Genomic DNA, 16,922 nt, shown 5'->3' with positions numbered 1-16,922 from the left:
TGCAACCTCCTGTTCATGTCTACAATAATGTAAGGCTTAACATAGTGTGAAGCTCAAGCTTTTTCATCAATGTAAAAATTACCAATTATTCTTCCGCATGATAATCACATAATTTCAATACAAATAGATGACATACACAAAATACATTCCCTATATTTAACATTAATATCATTTAACTTCCTTCATAAATTTATTCGAGTACTAATCCTCTCTCACGCCTGCCTGTTCACTAAATAACACATTACTAAATAAAAAAATCGGTATTGATAATTTCATATCAATACCGATTTTCAAATAATTATTTTCCTTCTATTAAATCTTTCGCCATCTTTCTAAACTCTTGATTAAATGCATCGTTCATTCCATTTTGTACGTTAGAGAAAAGAATTACAAAAATTCGTTTATCTCCATTAAAATTATTAAATGTGTTCCATCCAGCTAACACTCCATGATTATGATTATAATCTGCATTAATATAGAAACTAAATCCATACTTTCTAGCGGGTGATACAGTAAACATATCTGATAAATTTTGTTTAGAAAGTAATTTACCATCTATAATTGCCTCATCTAACCTTTTCATATCATCAACAGTAGTGTACATTTCACCACAACCATATAGCCAATTCATTCTTAAACGAGGCGTAGCTATTAACTCATTATCTTTTTTCGTATACCCTTCTGCTAAAAACATATCTCCAGGGAAAGTTGCTCCCATCCCAGATTCATGCATTCCAACAGGAGTGAAAATATTTTCTTTCACATATTCAGCCAGCGGTTTATTCGATAACTTTTCTACAATATACGCAAGCACCATATAATTATAATCTGTATATCTCCATCCCATCCCTGCAGGAAATTCAAGCTTTTGAGATCCAATCCATGTTACTAACTTTAAGCGCGATGCTGCATCAACACCACCTTGTCCCTGCTCTGGCAATCCGGAAGTATGTGTTAACAAATTTCTTAACGTAATATTTTTATCTGCCGGAAACGACGGAATATATTTATTCACATTATCTTCTATACTTAATTTTCCTTTTTCTCTTAGCTGTAATATAGATATTGCAACTACTGTTTTTGTTATGGAACCGATGCGATATTTTGTTCTTGGCGTTGTTAAAACTTTATCTTTTATATTCGCATATCCGTATCCTTTTCGTAAAACCACATTATTTTTATCCGTTACAAGAACCGTTCCGTTAAATCCTTTATCTTTTAAATATTGATCAAGTTTCGTTGCTGCAATATCATAACGCTTTTGCTGATTTACATCTACTTTCGGTTTATCATTTCCAACCTGATCTCCAGAGTTTGAAAATGCCTTCAAACTGTATTTCTTTTCTTTATTTGCATGTATGAGTGCAGCGACACTCCCACAAAAAATAGCAAAAACAAAGAAAAAGATTAACCATTTCTTAAACATATGGGAACCCTCTTTTATCTAGTTTCACTTTATACTTTTCCATTCTATTCTATATCTTTTTATTTTTAAATATTTTATAATCTATCTACTCTATTATTCCTCATAGTAAACTAGATTCCTTTTTTCTAACGTTCAAATTTTAACTACTCTCTATTTTAGTTCTTTTTTACAAAATTTCCACCTTACAATCGGATAGATCCAACTTTAATTTAAATTTTTTATGTAACATTCGTTACATATTAACAAAAATGGAGGTGGCAATTTGAAAAAGACCGATAAACGCAATCGTTTAGATGATATGATGTTTCATTATCGAGTAACAAAAAATGACATAGTTTTAATTGAATATTACGGAAAACAAATAATGATTTTAAAAGGAAATGAAGCTGACAAATTTTTAAACAAAATAAATCGGGCAAATAACGAAAAAGAAAAACAACTTATTATGGCTAAAATTACAGGTAATTTCAAAAGAGGAAATGAGCGTTAATGAAAACGAATCTCATTTCTAAATTGATTATACAGCATATTAAAAAAGAAATGTCACTCCCATGACATTTCTTTATATTTTCTTCATAAATGATTTACATTTTTAATATTTTTTTACTTTTACATAAACTTACCGCTGAAACGCTTATTAATGCAGCTATACCCATCCATGCATATGTGTAGCCTTTTCCATCTACTATATAACCAAACAAAGCAGGTGCAAAGATAATAGCAATTTGATTAAGCGTAAGCGCAAAACTCACTGTCAGGCCTACCGATTCCTCACTTACAGACTCAACAACTTCGACCATAAAAAGACTAAACCAACCAATCGCAAAGAATCCTAACAGTCCGCTTACCACAAATAATACCCCAAGTGTCATTGTGTGTATACTCATTACAACAACTAAAATTAAGCAAAAAGAAAGACATACACATACAAACAACGGTGTACGACGATCCCCTTTGTAATATGTATCACTTATTATAGCTAATATAATTCGGCCTATCATTCCTGCAAATAGCATACCTGAAAATACTTTCCCTGCTAAAATAGGTGTTATCGATTTTTCAACAGCTAAAAATTTTATAAAATGTCCGACTAATATCATTTGTAAAGAAATCATGCAAATACCTGTAATAAAAATTGGATACATCTCTTTTTTACATATTACCTTTTTTAACTGCATCCAAAAAGAAATACTTACATTTTCTTGGCTCGTGTGTTCTCGTACGTACAATTCCTTATAAAATATGAAAAACAATAACCCGCCTACTATACATATAGTTGCAATAACATTTATCGTATAAGATAAACTAAATTTAATTGTAAGCAAAGGGATCGTTACGCCTGCTAACGCCCCGCCAATAGGTATACCAGTTTGCCGTATTCCCATAGCTAATCCGCGCATTTCTTTCGGAAACCATTTCAAGATTACTTTACTTCCACCTGGCTGGGACACACTATAAAAGGTCCCTATTAAAAGAAGAACAAATAATAACCCAATAAATCCCCTTGCCGTATGAGCAAGTAAAAGCGCCCCACCAAGTAATACAGCACTTGCTCCAATTAATATTCTTTCGTTATATCGATCTAGTAACCTTCCGGCAAAAAGCATACAAAACAGCGGACCAATATTTACAGCACTTATTAACAATCCAACCTACATATTCGAAAGTGCATATTTCTGTTTCCAAAATAACGCGAGTACCCCTACTCCATATGTTATAAGTGTTGCACTTACCTGTGCTACCGTTGCCAAAGTTAACATGATCCATTTATTAGAACTACTGCATTTTTCAATTTTTTCTTCACTTATCAACGTTATCTCCCCCATATCCCTTTCATTGTATGAAGGTTCTGATATCATGTAAAATAAGTGTTAATAATAGAATCCATCAAAAAAATTGATACCTTTTTCGGGGTGATAATAAATGGACATAAAAGATTTAACGGTTTTTTACGAAGTTGCGACAGTAGGAAATATATCTCATGCTGCTAAAAACTTAAACTATGTACAATCAGGTGTAACGATGCGTATAAAACAAATAGAAATTGAGTTAGGTGTGCCTTTATTTTATCGAAATGGAAAAGGCGTTACTTTAACTTCTAACGGAGAAATTTTATTAACATATGCAAAACAAATCATCCACTTAATCGATCAATCCATTCAAGCTGTCCAAAGTAACGGAACCGAGCCAAAAGGCACGTTAAAAATCGGGTGTACAGAATCGACAACAGCCGTTCGTCTCCCACCTATATTAACGACCTATTATGAAAAGTATCCCGAAATTGAATTGATTCTAGAAACAAACACGACAGACCAATTAACTCAGCTCGTTTTAGAGCGAAAACTAGACGGGGCTCTTATCGCTGGAAATATTCAGCATACTGAACTTCATACAATTTTATTTCGTGAAGAAGAATTAGTTCTCATTAGCAAGAACCCTTTATATTCCCTTAAAGAGCTAGGCAAAATGAATTTACTCGCTTTTAGTCATGGTTGCTATTATAGAAGACTCTTAGAAAACTGGTTGCAAAAAGAGGGAATTTCACCTAAAAGAATACTAGAGTTTGGAACAATTGAAACAATACTTGCATGTGTAAAATCAGGTATGGGCGCGGCTATTATGATAAAATCTATTATTCCAGATTACGAACATGGTTTATCTTTAAATACATTACCAAATCACTTTAAAAAGGTTCCTACTACCTTTATTACTCGAAAAGATATTTTTCACTCAGCTGCCTTGCAAAAATTTATGGAGATGATCAACAATGCGTGAAAAGAAAATACGCGGAATGAAACGAAAAACAAAAACTCTTATAAAAAGAATTGAAGACGCCACTAAAGCATTTCCGTCTACTTTCTATAACGATGAATACTGGCATATGCCTTTACCAGGTTCTCAAGCTTTTATCGATTCTAGTACAACACCTAGGAAAGTAAAGCGATTGTGCATTCAAACCCTGTTAAATCAAGCGAATCAATTAATGACAATGAAACCGAACGATACAAATACATATCGAGTCGTTGTTATGATCAAAATAGCAAGTTTATGGCACTCACAAATCATCATCTTTAAAAACAATGACTACTTTCACAGTTTTTTCAATAGAGATAACGAATTTCAAAAATGGATTCCTCTTTCCAATGAGTTCGACTTCAGGCATGAATGGGGAATATCAATTTCTAACAGCATCCAAACATTGCATTTCCAAGAGATAATCAAGGATGAAGATGAATTTTATGATGAAGCAGGACTTTTGTTCATAGGAGAGTTATCATAAAAGGGGAACTGTCAAATGAAAAACTTCCCTTTTTCCACTAAATAACATCGCTATATAATGAATTTAACGTTTCACTATATAGGAGGTTTTCATATGGTAATCCCTAAATACCCTGAAATCCCATGTCTTACGAAAAAACAAATTGAAGAAATAACCGAAATCACTTTCCTAAAAGAATCAACACCACAAGAGTGTGATGCAATTTTCGTTTTCGGTGGTTCCCATCCTGGTAATTGGCAAGCTCCTCTACATGCTTATCAACAAGGTTTAGGTGCACAAATTATCGTCACAGGTGGTACTAGTTTACATGGAATGAAACATCCAAACTGGAATTATGGAGATTTATCAGAATCAGAAGTAATTGTTAACAAGTTAATTGAACACGGTGTACCCGAAGATGCTATCACTTTCGAGAAAAACTCTCTCCATTCTATCGCAAATCTAATTGAAGCTAAGAAGATTTTTGATTTTACAACAGTTAATAGTTTACTGTTTGTATGTAAAAGTTTAGGAGCAGGTCGGCAATATAGAGTATTAAAAAAACATTTACCAAAACATATAACTTGTATTCCATATACATTTGATACAAGTTTTGATGGTGATTTTATAATTAACAGATATAGTTGGATGGAAAATGAGAAAAGTCGCTCTATGATTTTCGGAGAATACTTGAGAAATGTTTGCTATGGTAGAAAAGGTGGTATTGAGCCACCTGAGAAAGAGGTTCATGGTTTAGAAGAATATGTATCCCATTACTTTACTCTTGCATAGAAGAAAGAACCCTTAAGTAAAAGGTATACCTAAAACACTGGTATACCTTTTATCCTATCCCACTTATTTTTCTTTTAATACACTATGTAATCGATCCAAGTAATTTGTAAACATTCCTGTAGCACCCCATTTAATCAACAACCTCATACCCTGTTAAAACAACTTCTTGAATATCATCAAGGTTAAATAAATAATTGAAATCTGGATAAGGACATCCCATATAGTCAAATTTTAAGTTGCGAATTCATTATCTTTTCTCCTTTCTTGTAACTTTAGTTTTCTTTTGAGATTGTGGTATATTTACATGTCCCGAAGCAGTCATGGATTGTCTCCTTTCCTTCCTTGACAGTTTAGGATTCTTTTGAGAATATAATTTTTTAAAATGTTCCGAAGTAATACCTTGTTTTTTGAAATCAAAGTAAAAATATAAATGTGTACTTAGCCCTAGGAAAACAACTGAAATAAATGAAAAAATAACGATTAGCACAATCGCCATAGCTTTTTGGCTCAAAATTCCAATACTAACTTGACCAATTATATAACCTAAACTTGAAAAAAATACAATTCTAGGAATTTTCACACCTTGATTAGTTGTCCCCCTTAAGCGGTCTGTAAAATATTTAATCCAAAATAATTCAGATTTATAAACAATTAAACTATATGCAATAAGCGATAGAATAAAAAATAAAGGGGACTCTATTTCTACGAATTCGTAAGCTAACTTTTGCACAGCTATAAAACTACAAAATGAAATACTTAACGAAACAAATCCAGAATATAGTAAATGTTGCAACTGAGGCTGCCGAGGCTTATAAATAGAAACCCAAATTCCCCATAGATTACATATCACATAAAATGGTAAAGCTACGTAAGAGTATATATTGTACGGTGGAAATATGAATAAAATGATGAGTAGAAGAAAATTCATGATAACCCACACAAAGGCCCCTACAATATTTCTTACATCAAATGGTATTAATATTCGCATACAATCGTCTATGTTGTTGCCATTATATTTGTCCATTATGCACCTCATAAAAAATTAAAAGATTTTATCTAATACAGTTCCGATTCCAGATTTAACTCTATCTTTTACCGAATCTTGTTTGCCATCATGATTCCAATCACCTTTGTTAAATTTAATTCCATCAGTTTATATATTAATTTCTATAAAAACAACCAAGCTTATTTCATGCCAATAAAGGTTCCATTTGTTGCATCACTAATAAGAAATAATGTAAAAAAAACTACTTGTTAAAACAGTTTTTTCACATTATTTCTTATTATATTTTAGACAATACATTTTCTTGGAAAGTACGTTCTTCTTGATCTTCATATCCAGTTGAAACAACTTCTTGAATATCATCATGATTACATAAATAAGTGAAATCTGGATTAATATAGCCTTCTGGATAAGGACATCCCATATAATCGAATTTTCTTACCTCATCCGTTTCTACTTGTTGTTTCCGCCCAAAAATCATGATTTTCTTTGTACCTTCTTTTAAAATTACAATAGAGCCTATAGGAAAAAGTTGCGAATTCATTGTATGGCCTCCTCCTTATTAATTGTTTTTTTAAGAATTTAAGGAATCTAGCTTGGTTTTCTGCTTCTTTAAATCAATATATATACATATGTATACACCATATATACTAGACACAATAGCCAATAAAGAAAAGACTAAAATTAAGAGCGTCGCTAAACCATTTTGTGATAATGTACCTACACATATCTGTCCAATAATATATCCCAACCCTGAAAAATAAACAATTGGAGAAATTTTTATATTTCCATTTTCTTCATTGTTTAATCGCTTTAAAAAACTTTTCATTCCAATAGAAATCAATTTATAAATTGTAAAAATGTAAAGCACAAAAGTAACAATAAAAAACAGAGGTGTTTCAATTTTAATAAAAGTATATGCAATCTTTTGAATCACTATAAAGCTTCCAAAAGAAAAAGTTATTCCCATAAATCCATTATATAAAATGTGTACCAACCTTGGCTCATTTGGTTTACAAAAAAATACCCATCCCCCCCATATATTAGCAGTCAAAAGAAAAGGTAAAATTATATATAAGTATATAGTAAAGGTTGGAGGAAATAAAAATGGGGTTAAAATCATAAAATTAATAACTACCCACACCATAACGACACTCGATCTTACACTGTCAGGCATCAATTTCTGAATAATTTGTTCTGTGCTTTTTCCGTGGTATTTTTCCATATTAATCTCCCAAAAACTAAAAAATTTTATCTAAAGTTGCTCCGATTCCAGATTTAACTCTATCTTTTATCGAATCCTGTTTACCATCATGATTCCAATCACCTTTGTTAAACTTAATTCCATCTGTTAATATACTAGCTCCTATAGAAACACCAAAGCCAAAACAAGCTCCAGCAACAGTTCCAACAGCTGCACCTACTTTGGCTCCCGCAAAGGCACTTACAGCAGTTGTACCAACCCCAATTGCTGCATCACCAATAATATCACCAGCTATCTTAGTTTTTGACGCTTTATTTTCAATATTTTCCTTTGTATCATTAATTACATCCCATCCTATAGCTGCATAGCCTAAAGCATCTGTTTTTAATTTCAATGAATCTTTCAGAATTTCTTTTGGTGATAAAACATGCCTTTTTACATCGTCTACTTGCTTTACTTCGGCTAAAGGTAATGTAGTATGTAATCTCTAGGAAATATAATACAATAAAAAAATGATTCAATCTAGTAATTGCCAACACTTATAACTAAAAACTAAAAACATTCTAATAACAACAAAAAGAAAGGGAATTAATTTACATATATTTTTATAATAATAATGTCTCTTCACTACACAATTTTTATTTTGCAAACTAAAAAAATAGAAGTATCGTCCTATATAAGACAATACTTCCGTAGTTACTTAAAAATCACATAATAAATTACCCATTGCCTCTCCAAGCACTACATCTGGATTTACTACCTCTTTTTCCGAACGCCATCCTATAAAGCCATCTGGTCTAATTAATACAGCTTCTCCATTCTCTATCCCATATAATTTACTAAAAATATCTTCTTGAGCAATAAAGTCTCCCCTTAAACCAACGTGACAAACTTTTATATTTATTCCTAATTTAGATGAAACATCCTGTACACACTCGGCCCAAGTGCGATTTTCCGCTCTAGTAAGTAATACAAAATCGTTACCTAATAAATCAAGTATCGAAACTTCTTTCCCATCATATGTTCCCCAAAAGTGTGGTGCTCGCGTTCCAGGTCTTCCGTTCAACTTTACGATATCCATTCTATGCGAGGTAACTGAGTCATCTATTATCGCATCTGAACAATACCGATACCCAACAGTTACAGCTAAACCATCCATATTATTCAAACTGCCTTCCTCTCTATTCGCAGCACGAAATAATAAACTACTCGCATAATTCGTCGTTAATTTTGCAACAGGGTATCTCTCTTCATGATATGTTTCTAACAATTTTGGTTTTGCCTTCCCTCTTATAACAGCAGCTAATTTCCAAGCTAAATTATGTGCATCTTGTATTCCTGTATTTGAACCAAATCCTCCTGTTGGCGGCATAATATGTGCAGAATCACCAACTAAAAAAATGCGATTATCTTGGAATTTTACCGCTGTACTTTCACTCGCTTCCCACGGTAAAACACTTAATATTTCTGGTTCAACATTTGTACTTCCAATTGCTGTTTGAATAATTTGTTTACAGCGTTCTATAGAAAAATCCTCTGCTCGTTCCCCTTTTATTGGATCATAAGCTACATGATAAATCCATTTTTTTACGTTATCAACCGGGATAAGTGCACCAAGAACTTCCGGATGAAGTACCATAGAAAAACCAAATGCATCTCCTTGTATAAACTCACCTAAATCCGCTTCAAAATAAATATTCATATAATAGCCACCGATTGTACCTCGTCCCTCGGTTGTAATTCCTAGTTGCTCACGTATTTTACTTTTCGCTCCATCTGCTGCAATTACATAGTCACAATGAACAACGCTCTCTTTTTCCGATTCGCGATCCCGAATCGTTGCTATTACTCCTTTTTCCTTTTGTTCAAAAGAAACTAATTCATGATAAAAAGATAGTTGCCCGCCTAATGTTTTTGCTTCTAGTAACATCATCTCTTCTAAAGTAATTTGATAACAAGCAGTTTGTTTTGATGGACTAATCTCTTCTATTTTTTGAAGTAACTTTTCATCGTTTCCATATTGAGCGGTCCTCATTTTTGCCAATTCTTCCTTATTCGCCTCAGCTATTGTATGAACCGCTATTCTTCCTCGGCAATTTTCTAATGTTTTACCCGCCGATCTAATTCTTTGTTCTAAACCCAATTCTCGAAATAACTCCATCGTACGAAAAGTGATTCCACCTGCTTTCGGATGAATTGCAGTAGACTGGTGCCTTTCAATCAGTAAATAATCAATATTATGTTTTGCAAGAAATAACGCAGATGCTAATCCTGATAATCCCCCTCCAACAATTAAAACTGGTACATAATTTGGTTTCATATATTTATCCTCCACATCATTGTTCTGAGCTCAGTGACATAAATATAATCAAAAAAACAACAAAAATATAGACTTATATTTCATTTTAAATTATCATATAGATAGATTACGCCCCAAATTACTTTTACTTTTTCATGCATCTATAATCTGCTTGAATTATGCGTGTATGAAAGAGTAAAACTAAAGAACTCACTTTAGTAGACACCAAAATAATGAAAACATTATAAGCGGTCGTAACCCTAAAAATTATACAGGGTTATGACCGCTTAATTTTTTGCTCAATGGCTTAACCATCCTCATTTGGAAACAACGTATTATTAAATCATTTTCTATTTTTAAAACTTTATCCATCCTGGTATGTAATCCTTTTCTATCCCCCTATCATTTTCAACATAGAAAATTCATTCGTCTCGATTTTCTTTCCCAATATTGCAGCTCATACAACAATCATGTAGCATTACCGTATCGAAGTAATGGTCCATCATCTTAAACCTTTCGACTTACTATTGGAGGTATAGTGATTAAAATGAATAAACAAGAACAATTAAGTGTTATAAAAAAAGATTTTATTGATTCACAAAAAGTATTATTGGCAATTGGTGATGAAACACGTCAAGCTATTTTGTTAGTTCTCATGGAAACTGAATGTCAAGCAGGATTACGTGTAGGAGAAATTACGAAACAAACACACCTTTCTCGACCAGCGGTATCACATCACCTTAAAATTTTACGAGAAGCCGGTATTATTTTAATGCGAAAAGAAGGTACAAAAAACTTTTATTATATTGATATACGTACAAAATTAGGTTTATTAAAGAACCTTGTATTAGATATTGAAAAGCTATTGCACAACTTTTATTGAAATTTGGAGGTATAAGCAATGAAAGCGATGATAATTGATAAATACGGGAAAGTTCCAATGCGTATGGCAGCGGTACCTACCCCTGAAATAAATGAGTATGAGGTGCTCGCAGAAATTCATGCAGCTAGCATTAACCCAATTGATTTTAAAATACGCGATGGAAAAGTGAAGTTGTTACTTAAATATAAAATGCCCCTTATTCTTGGTAATGACTTTTCTGGTGTCATTGTAAAAGTCGGAACTAAGGTGACTCAATTTAAAGTTGGTGATGAAATATATGCACGTCCAAGAAAAAATAAGATCGGTACTTTTGCGGAATATATAGCCATTCATGAAGATGATATAGCCTTAAAACCGAAAAATTTAACTTTTGAGGAAGCAGCGTCGATTCCACTCATTGGCTTAACATCATATCAAGCATTACATGACATCATGCAATTACAAAAAGGACAAAAGATTTTAATTCACGCTGGATCCGGCGGCGTTGGTACTTTCGCAATTCAGTTAGCCAAAATAATGGGTGCCACTGTTGCAACAACTGCTAGTGAAGCTGGTGAAAATTTAGTAAAGTCTCTTGGCGCAGATGAAATTATTAATTACAAAAAAGAACAGTTTGAAGATATACTGAAAAATTATGATGCGGTATTTGATACACTTGGCGGTACAACACTTGAAAAATCATTCGATATTATAAAAAGCGAAGGGAACATTGTTTCCGTTTCAGGAATGCCGAATGCTCGCTTCGGTAAAGAATTTGGTTCAGGATTTTTCAAAACACTCTTATTTTCATTAGCAAGCAAAAAACTTACTACACTTGAAAAAAAGCATAATGCTCAGTATTCATTTTTATTTATGAAGCCAAGTGGGGATCAATTACGTATAATTGCAAACTATATTGAAGCTGGAAAAATCAAACCGGTAATCGATCGAGTTTTCCCTTTTGAAGATGCTCAAAAAGCAATGGAATACTCAGAGGCTGGAAGAGCAAAAGGAAAAATCATTGTAAAAATAAAATAAATATAAAGACTCCATTTTCTTAAAATGGAGTCTTTATATTTACTGTTAAATAGACATAGTGCAGTGAAGTCCTTACAATAGATTGCAAGGGGAAATATCATATTATACTTTTAGCTAATTTTACAAAGAATACATACGTACAAATACATAATAAAAAAATAAACAAGGAGGAGATAAAATGACTAAAAATAATGAAGCTGGTTGGAATTTAGATAATAGTTACACGAATCTACCACAAACATTTTATACAGAAATCCCCCCTACTCCCGTAAGTTCACCGGAGCTAGTTAAACTAAATCATTCACTAGCAATATCTCTTGGCTTTAATCCTGAAGAATTGAAAAAAGAAGCTGAAATTGCTATTTTCGCTGGTAATGCACTCCCAGAAGGAGCTCATCCATTAGCACAAGCGTATGCCGGTCATCAATTCGGACATTTTAATATGTTAGGCGACGGTCGTGCTCTTTTAATTGGCGAACAAATTACTCCTTCAGGTAAACGTTTTGACATTCAACTGAAAGGTTCTGGCCCTACTCCGTATTCACGACGCGGTGATGGTCGCGCTGCACTCGGTCCGATGCTACGTGAGTATATTATTAGTGAAGCAATGTATGCACTCGATATTCCAACTACTCGCAGTTTAGCAGTTGTTACAACTGGCGAACCAACATATCGTGAAACAAAGTTACCTGGAGCAATTTTAACTAGAGTCGCTAGCAGTCATATACGTGTCGGCACATTTCAATATGCTGCAGCTCGCGGTTCTATCGAGGATCTTCAATCACTAGCTGACTATACGATAAAAAGGCATTATCCAGAAATTGAGGCTCATGAAAACCGATATACTGCATTACTACAAGAAGTCGTAAAGAAACAAGCAAGTCTCATCGCTAAATGGCAACTTGTTGGATTTATCCATGGTGTAATGAATACTGACAATATAACGATTAGTGGAGAAACGATTGATTACGGCCCTTGTGCATTTATGGACAATTACGACCAAGGAACTGTATTTAGCTCTATTGATACACAAGGTCGCTACGCATATGGGAATCAGCCATATATGGCCGCATGGGACCTTGCGCGATTAGCAGAATCTTTAATACCTATTCTGCACGAAGATGAAGAAGAAGCATTAAAGATTGCACAAGACGAAATTTCAAAATTCAGCGTGCAGTACGAAAACAATTGGTTCCTCGGAATGAAGAAGAAATTAGGACTATTTAACGAAGACGAACAAGACAAAGCACTTATTGAGAAACTTTTAAAAATGATGGAGAAATATAAAGCCGATTACACAAATACATTCCGTTCTTTAACTCTTAACACGTTAGAAAGCAGTCCTCTCTTTGGTAGCGACGAATTTAAAGAATGGTACAATCAATGGCAATCTCGATTAGAACGACAAGAAGAATCGAAAGAGAACGCCTATGAGATGATGAAAAATAATAACCCATCAATCATCCCTCGAAACCACAGAGTGGAAGAGGCATTAGAAGCAGCTGTTACAAATGGTGACTATAGCGTAATGGATAAACTTCTTGAAGCTTTATCAAATCCTTATGAATATTCTCAAGAACAAGCGGATTACTGTACACCTCCTGCACCGACTAATCGTCCTTATAGGACTTTTTGCGGGACGTGATTGTTTAATATTTTTAATGTGCTTTCAATTATTGAAGGCACATTTTCTATTTAACACAAGCACAAATTATAATCCTATGAAATCAAAAAACATATCTTACTATTCCAATCAATTTAATGCATAATTTCCATGACAAATGTTGAGAAATATAAGTTTTACTTTTTAATACTATTATTTTTGTTATTATTATTTATAAGAATATTCGAAAAAGGAGGAATTTTCATGTTTACATCCACTAAAAGTGAACAAATCACACAGCTATTAAACGAATGGTACATAGAGATTCGTTTAAGACGTATAGATAGTGCAAATCGTTTTAAAGAGCAAATAGATAATAAAATTAACATTTTAAAAACCGAATATCCAAAAGGTATACCTGACCAAAACCTATTACTTTATTATTCTCTACTAAATTTCCGATACAATTATTTAATTGATAACTTAGGCGTCTCTAAGGACAGTTTCAATAAAGTTGAATCGTTTGAAATTCCAACAAATAATTTTTTATCATATTACTATCATTTCTTTAAAGCTATTCACTCTGATGCAATTGGAAACTACATATTAGCGAGAGAGCATTATGATAAAGCTGAGGCTTTACTTCAATACATTCCTGATGAAATTGAAAAGGCAGAATTCTACTATAAACTAGGCTACTCCTACTATGATAATCAACAAACACTTCAAGCCATCAAAGAAGTAACAAAAGCTAAAGAGATGTTTTCTAATCACCTAGGATATGAAGTGAATGTAGCTTTTTGTGATAACATTTTAGGTTTAGCATGTATAAATTTAAAAGAATGGGAACTTGCTGAGGAACATTTTACAGCTGCAATGAATCAGTTCCAAAAAACAGGAAAAGAAAAATTCATTTTAATGGTTCGACATAATTTAGGATGGATGTATTCAAATCAAAACCTTCATACATTGGCTATTCGTTATCTTTCCGAAGTTGTCGAGAAATCCCCAAATCATTATAAGGCTATCTTTGCTAGTGCTTTAGAACACTACAAATTAAAGGAAATTGGTATCGCAGACGAGCTAATAAAAAGAGGATTAAATATTAGTAACGAACTAAAACAAGAGGAATTCCAACATCGCTTTACGATTTTACAAGAATTAAATAACAGTTCATCTGCTAAAGTATTTGAAAAAGTAGCATTAGCAGGAATTAAATATTTTGACAGAGAAGAATTATATGAAGATGTTCAGGAACATTATGAATCATTGGCAATTAAGTTCCATGACGAAAACCAACATTCTGAGGCAAGTGAATATTTTTACCGGGCATTACAGGCAAAGAAAAAAGCAAACGCTAAAGGAGGATTAAAATGAAAAAGTTACTCTTAAGTTTTATGGGAATCATTACAATTCTAGCATTAAGTATCGGTGTAACAAACCCAACGAAATTGGATCATTCTAATACCAAGATACAAAGTCTTTCTGTAGGTGATGGCGGCGGTTGATTTATACATCCTATCACGCAAAAATTTCAAACATGAAGTCATGCATTATTGTATGACTTCATGTTTATTCATTGAAAAATTCACTCTTTTATTCTTAGCTCCCTTATGCATTACTACTAAATAGCTTGTTTTTCATACCACTAACAAGAGCTCTTCTCTTGTACTGCATCCATGTCTATTATGTATTAGCTGAGAGATTAGTGCTTATTTTTCGTAATTACAACTAATTCCTTTCCATCATTTTAGCAATCCCCCTGCTTCCCTCACTCCCAACTTTCTCAAGTTCTTTTATAACTAATTCTCTTCTCTCCACAGAATGATTTTGACTTAACTTCGCTTTTCCTTCTATATTATTTATCTTTATTTTGAACCCAACTATTCCCATCCTTAATCCTTCCATATAATTCGGATCTACATCCTTCAGTGAGTAGGTGCTCTTTGAGTTTTCATATTTATGTACTAAATCTTGAAGAGAATCTATTAATTCCTGTTCATCTTCAACAATTTCTAACTCTCCATATACATGGACCGCAACATAGTTCCATGTTGGTACTGCTTTATTTGTTTCATACCATGACGGAGAGATGTAACTATGTGGTCCTTGAAAAACAGCTAACACTTGTTGATTTCCACTATCTTTCCACTGCTCATTCGGACGTGCAAAATGCCCGTATAAAGTAAGTGTTTCCCTATTTAACAATAACGGCAAATGCGTTGCGTAAGGTGCTCCGTTATGTTGAGAAAATAAAGTTGCAAAGCTATTTTGTTCAATAATTTCGTACTTCGTCTCTTCATCTTGTATAGTGAAATGTTTTGGTATGTACATAAGCTCCCTCTTTTCTTATCTTCTTATTTCTCATTATATTTATGAAATTTATTATTGGGCAGGGGCAGATTGTAATAGTTTTATAAGGTCAGTTCATATAGTAAAACCTCTTCTTCAAAAATAATAGGTGACATTATATAATCTCTGCCACCTTAGTCTAGTCAATTTTTTTATTTATACAAACTCCCTTATTCAACGATCCCTTCATAGCTTTTTCTAATACATATTCAATAAATTCCGTTTTACCTAAGCTATAATTTAAGCGATTTTCCGCCGTTTCTGCTAATTCTTTCTTTAGCTTTCCATATTCAATAACAACGTTTGGATTTCCACGAAGGTAATCACGAAACGCCACATGTCTTCTTAACTCTTCACTATTCTTATCGCATACATATAAATGATGTTCCATCCAAATTGTATTCTTCCCGTCCCTCGGAACATATTGATTCTTTCTCCCAAAGGCTTCTCTCCCCTTAAAACTCCACTCTTCTTGATGAAAATAACCTATGTGTTCAAGCCTTTTTATTACTTTTGGAAAAACATCATAATCTTCTATTATAACATCGACATCTAATATCGGTTTAGAAGCAAGACCTTTAATAGATGTACTCCCAACGTGCTCTATAGAAAAAATGAGTTCTCCCATTACGTTATTAATCAACGTCTGTAATTTACAAAATTCACTTTCCCATTGTGTATTATATTTCTCAACAGTAATAAATTGTTTCAATTGACCACCCTTCTCAAATCACTTTTATAACCTCTGAATATGCGTATCCTTAAAATCAGTTTCATACTTCAATCCATACCCAAGCATTCGATCCATTCCAATATGTGCTGTCCATATTAAACCAACCATTAAAATTGTATCCATCTTTAAATAGACCCCTATTAAAACAAGTAATATTGATATGATATATGTGTGAAATAGATTATAAATTTGTGCACCGACACGTTTGTTAATAGCGTACGCCACCATCGCTAAATCAGGCGCAAAAAGTAATACGATAAATAATAACCAACTAAATCTACATAATGCATATATATAAACCGCAGCTAATAAGACGACCAATCCTTCAAAGTGTATAATTCGTTTCTCCAA

At 33.0% G+C, this 16,922-nt stretch carries 18 protein-coding genes and 4 pseudogenes; 9 read left to right on the top strand and 13 right to left on the bottom strand.

What is annotated here, in order from left to right; genetic code table 11:
- Positions 1-298 precede the first annotated feature (298 nt).
- A complete protein-coding gene (locus tag QCI75_RS10235; protein WP_144503686.1) occupies positions 299-1,426 on the bottom strand; it encodes a serine hydrolase domain-containing protein in 1,128 nt (375 codons plus the stop codon).
- Between the two features lie 262 nt (positions 1,427-1,688).
- Between QCI75_RS10235 and QCI75_RS10230 the strand changes: the two genes are divergently transcribed.
- The gene (locus QCI75_RS10230) at positions 1,689-1,916 is read left to right on the top strand and encodes a hypothetical protein (RefSeq protein ID WP_353760383.1); all 228 of its coding nucleotides are present in this window, start codon (positions 1,689-1,691) and stop codon (positions 1,914-1,916) included.
- Positions 1,917-2,010: 94 nt separating this feature from the next.
- On the opposite strand, the pseudogene QCI75_RS10225 reads toward QCI75_RS10230, so the two are convergent.
- Positions 2,011-3,237: pseudogene (locus QCI75_RS10225) on the bottom strand (MFS transporter).
- A gap of 112 nt (positions 3,238-3,349) precedes the next feature.
- On the opposite strand from QCI75_RS10225, the gene QCI75_RS10220 reads away from it, so the two are divergent.
- The 3 genes from QCI75_RS10220 (at position 3,350) to QCI75_RS10210 (ending at position 5,477) form a co-directional block, all read left to right on the top strand.
- Entirely contained in the window at positions 3,350-4,201 is an 852-nt protein-coding gene (locus QCI75_RS10220) for a LysR family transcriptional regulator (RefSeq protein WP_353760382.1), read from the top strand.
- Positions 4,194-4,706, top strand: coding sequence for a DUF3916 domain-containing protein (locus tag QCI75_RS10215; RefSeq protein ID WP_144503692.1), 513 nt, complete (start codon positions 4,194-4,196; stop codon positions 4,704-4,706). The genes QCI75_RS10220 and QCI75_RS10215 overlap by 8 nt, the downstream gene beginning before the upstream one ends.
- Positions 4,707-4,799: 93 nt before the next feature.
- Complete coding sequence (locus tag QCI75_RS10210) at positions 4,800-5,477, top strand: YdcF family protein (protein WP_144503694.1); 678 nt, start codon at positions 4,800-4,802, stop codon at positions 5,475-5,477.
- Between the two features lie 63 nt (positions 5,478-5,540).
- Here QCI75_RS10210 and QCI75_RS10205 read toward each other — a convergent pair.
- The 8 genes and pseudogenes from QCI75_RS10205 to QCI75_RS10170 form a co-directional block, all read right to left on the bottom strand.
- Positions 5,541-5,624 (bottom strand): annotated as a pseudogene (locus tag QCI75_RS10205) (glycerophosphodiester phosphodiesterase family protein); the annotation flags it as partial.
- Positions 5,608-5,697 carry a DUF4176 domain-containing protein gene (locus QCI75_RS10200; RefSeq protein ID WP_144503696.1) on the bottom strand — a complete coding sequence of 30 codons (90 nt, stop codon included), beginning with the start codon at positions 5,695-5,697 and terminating at the stop codon, positions 5,608-5,610. The pseudogene QCI75_RS10205 and the gene QCI75_RS10200, both read right to left, overlap by 17 nt.
- A 27-nt stretch (positions 5,698-5,724) precedes the next feature.
- Positions 5,725-6,513 carry a hypothetical protein gene (locus QCI75_RS10195; RefSeq protein ID WP_353760381.1) on the bottom strand — a complete coding sequence of 263 codons (789 nt, stop codon included), beginning with the start codon at positions 6,511-6,513 and terminating at the stop codon, positions 5,725-5,727.
- A 6-nt stretch (positions 6,514-6,519) separates the two neighbouring features.
- Positions 6,520-6,630, bottom strand: a pseudogene (locus tag QCI75_RS10190) (WXG100 family type VII secretion target); the annotation flags it as partial.
- Positions 6,631-6,760: 130 nt separating this feature from the next.
- Entirely contained in the window at positions 6,761-7,024 is a 264-nt protein-coding gene (locus tag QCI75_RS10185; RefSeq protein WP_144503698.1) for a DUF4176 domain-containing protein, read from the bottom strand.
- Between the two features lie 30 nt (positions 7,025-7,054).
- Positions 7,055-7,705, bottom strand: coding sequence for a hypothetical protein (locus QCI75_RS10180; RefSeq protein WP_353760380.1), 651 nt, complete (start codon positions 7,703-7,705; stop codon positions 7,055-7,057).
- Between the two features lie 16 nt (positions 7,706-7,721).
- Positions 7,722-8,162, bottom strand: a pseudogene (locus tag QCI75_RS10175) (WXG100 family type VII secretion target); the annotation flags it as partial.
- A 222-nt stretch (positions 8,163-8,384) separates the two neighbouring features.
- Entirely contained in the window at positions 8,385-10,004 is a 1,620-nt protein-coding gene (locus tag QCI75_RS10170) for an FAD-dependent oxidoreductase (protein ID WP_144503704.1), read from the bottom strand.
- Between the two features lie 517 nt (positions 10,005-10,521).
- Here QCI75_RS10170 and QCI75_RS10165 point away from each other — a divergent pair.
- The 5 genes from QCI75_RS10165 (at position 10,522) to QCI75_RS10145 (ending at position 14,994) form a co-directional block, all read left to right on the top strand.
- Positions 10,522-10,866 carry an ArsR/SmtB family transcription factor gene (locus QCI75_RS10165; RefSeq protein ID WP_144503706.1) on the top strand — a complete coding sequence of 115 codons (345 nt, stop codon included), beginning with the start codon at positions 10,522-10,524 and terminating at the stop codon, positions 10,864-10,866.
- Between the two features lie 18 nt (positions 10,867-10,884).
- Entirely contained in the window at positions 10,885-11,883 is a 999-nt protein-coding gene (locus QCI75_RS10160; RefSeq protein ID WP_353760379.1) for an NADP-dependent oxidoreductase, read from the top strand.
- 178 nt (positions 11,884-12,061) lie between these two features.
- A complete protein-coding gene (locus tag QCI75_RS10155; protein WP_353760378.1) occupies positions 12,062-13,528 on the top strand; it encodes a protein adenylyltransferase SelO in 1,467 nt (488 codons plus the stop codon).
- A 222-nt stretch (positions 13,529-13,750) separates the two neighbouring features.
- Entirely contained in the window at positions 13,751-14,863 is a 1,113-nt protein-coding gene (locus QCI75_RS10150) for a response regulator aspartate phosphatase (RefSeq protein WP_144503712.1), read from the top strand.
- On the top strand, positions 14,860-14,994 hold the full coding sequence (locus QCI75_RS10145) for a Phr family secreted Rap phosphatase inhibitor (RefSeq protein ID WP_144503714.1): 135 nt from the start codon (positions 14,860-14,862) through the stop codon (positions 14,992-14,994). Before QCI75_RS10150 ends, QCI75_RS10145 begins: the two co-directional genes overlap by 4 nt.
- Positions 14,995-15,217: 223 nt before the next feature.
- On the opposite strand, the gene QCI75_RS10140 is transcribed toward QCI75_RS10145, so the two are convergent.
- From QCI75_RS10140 to QCI75_RS10130, 3 genes are all read right to left on the bottom strand, one after another.
- Complete coding sequence (locus tag QCI75_RS10140) at positions 15,218-15,820, bottom strand: FMN-binding negative transcriptional regulator (protein ID WP_353760376.1); 603 nt, start codon at positions 15,818-15,820, stop codon at positions 15,218-15,220.
- Positions 15,821-15,977: 157 nt separating this feature from the next.
- Complete coding sequence (locus QCI75_RS10135; protein ID WP_144503718.1) at positions 15,978-16,550, bottom strand: GrpB family protein; 573 nt, start codon at positions 16,548-16,550, stop codon at positions 15,978-15,980.
- 24 nt (positions 16,551-16,574) lie between these two features.
- A complete protein-coding gene (locus QCI75_RS10130) occupies positions 16,575-16,922 on the bottom strand; it encodes a DUF4260 domain-containing protein (RefSeq protein WP_353760375.1) in 348 nt (115 codons plus the stop codon).

The sequence above is a fragment of the Bacillus cereus group sp. RP43 genome (assembly GCF_040459645.1).
GTDB lineage: Bacteria > Bacillota > Bacilli > Bacillales > Bacillaceae_G > Bacillus_A > Bacillus_A mycoides_C.
Note: the sequence above shows the minus strand (reverse complement) of the source record. Positions and strands in the feature narration are given on the sequence as shown.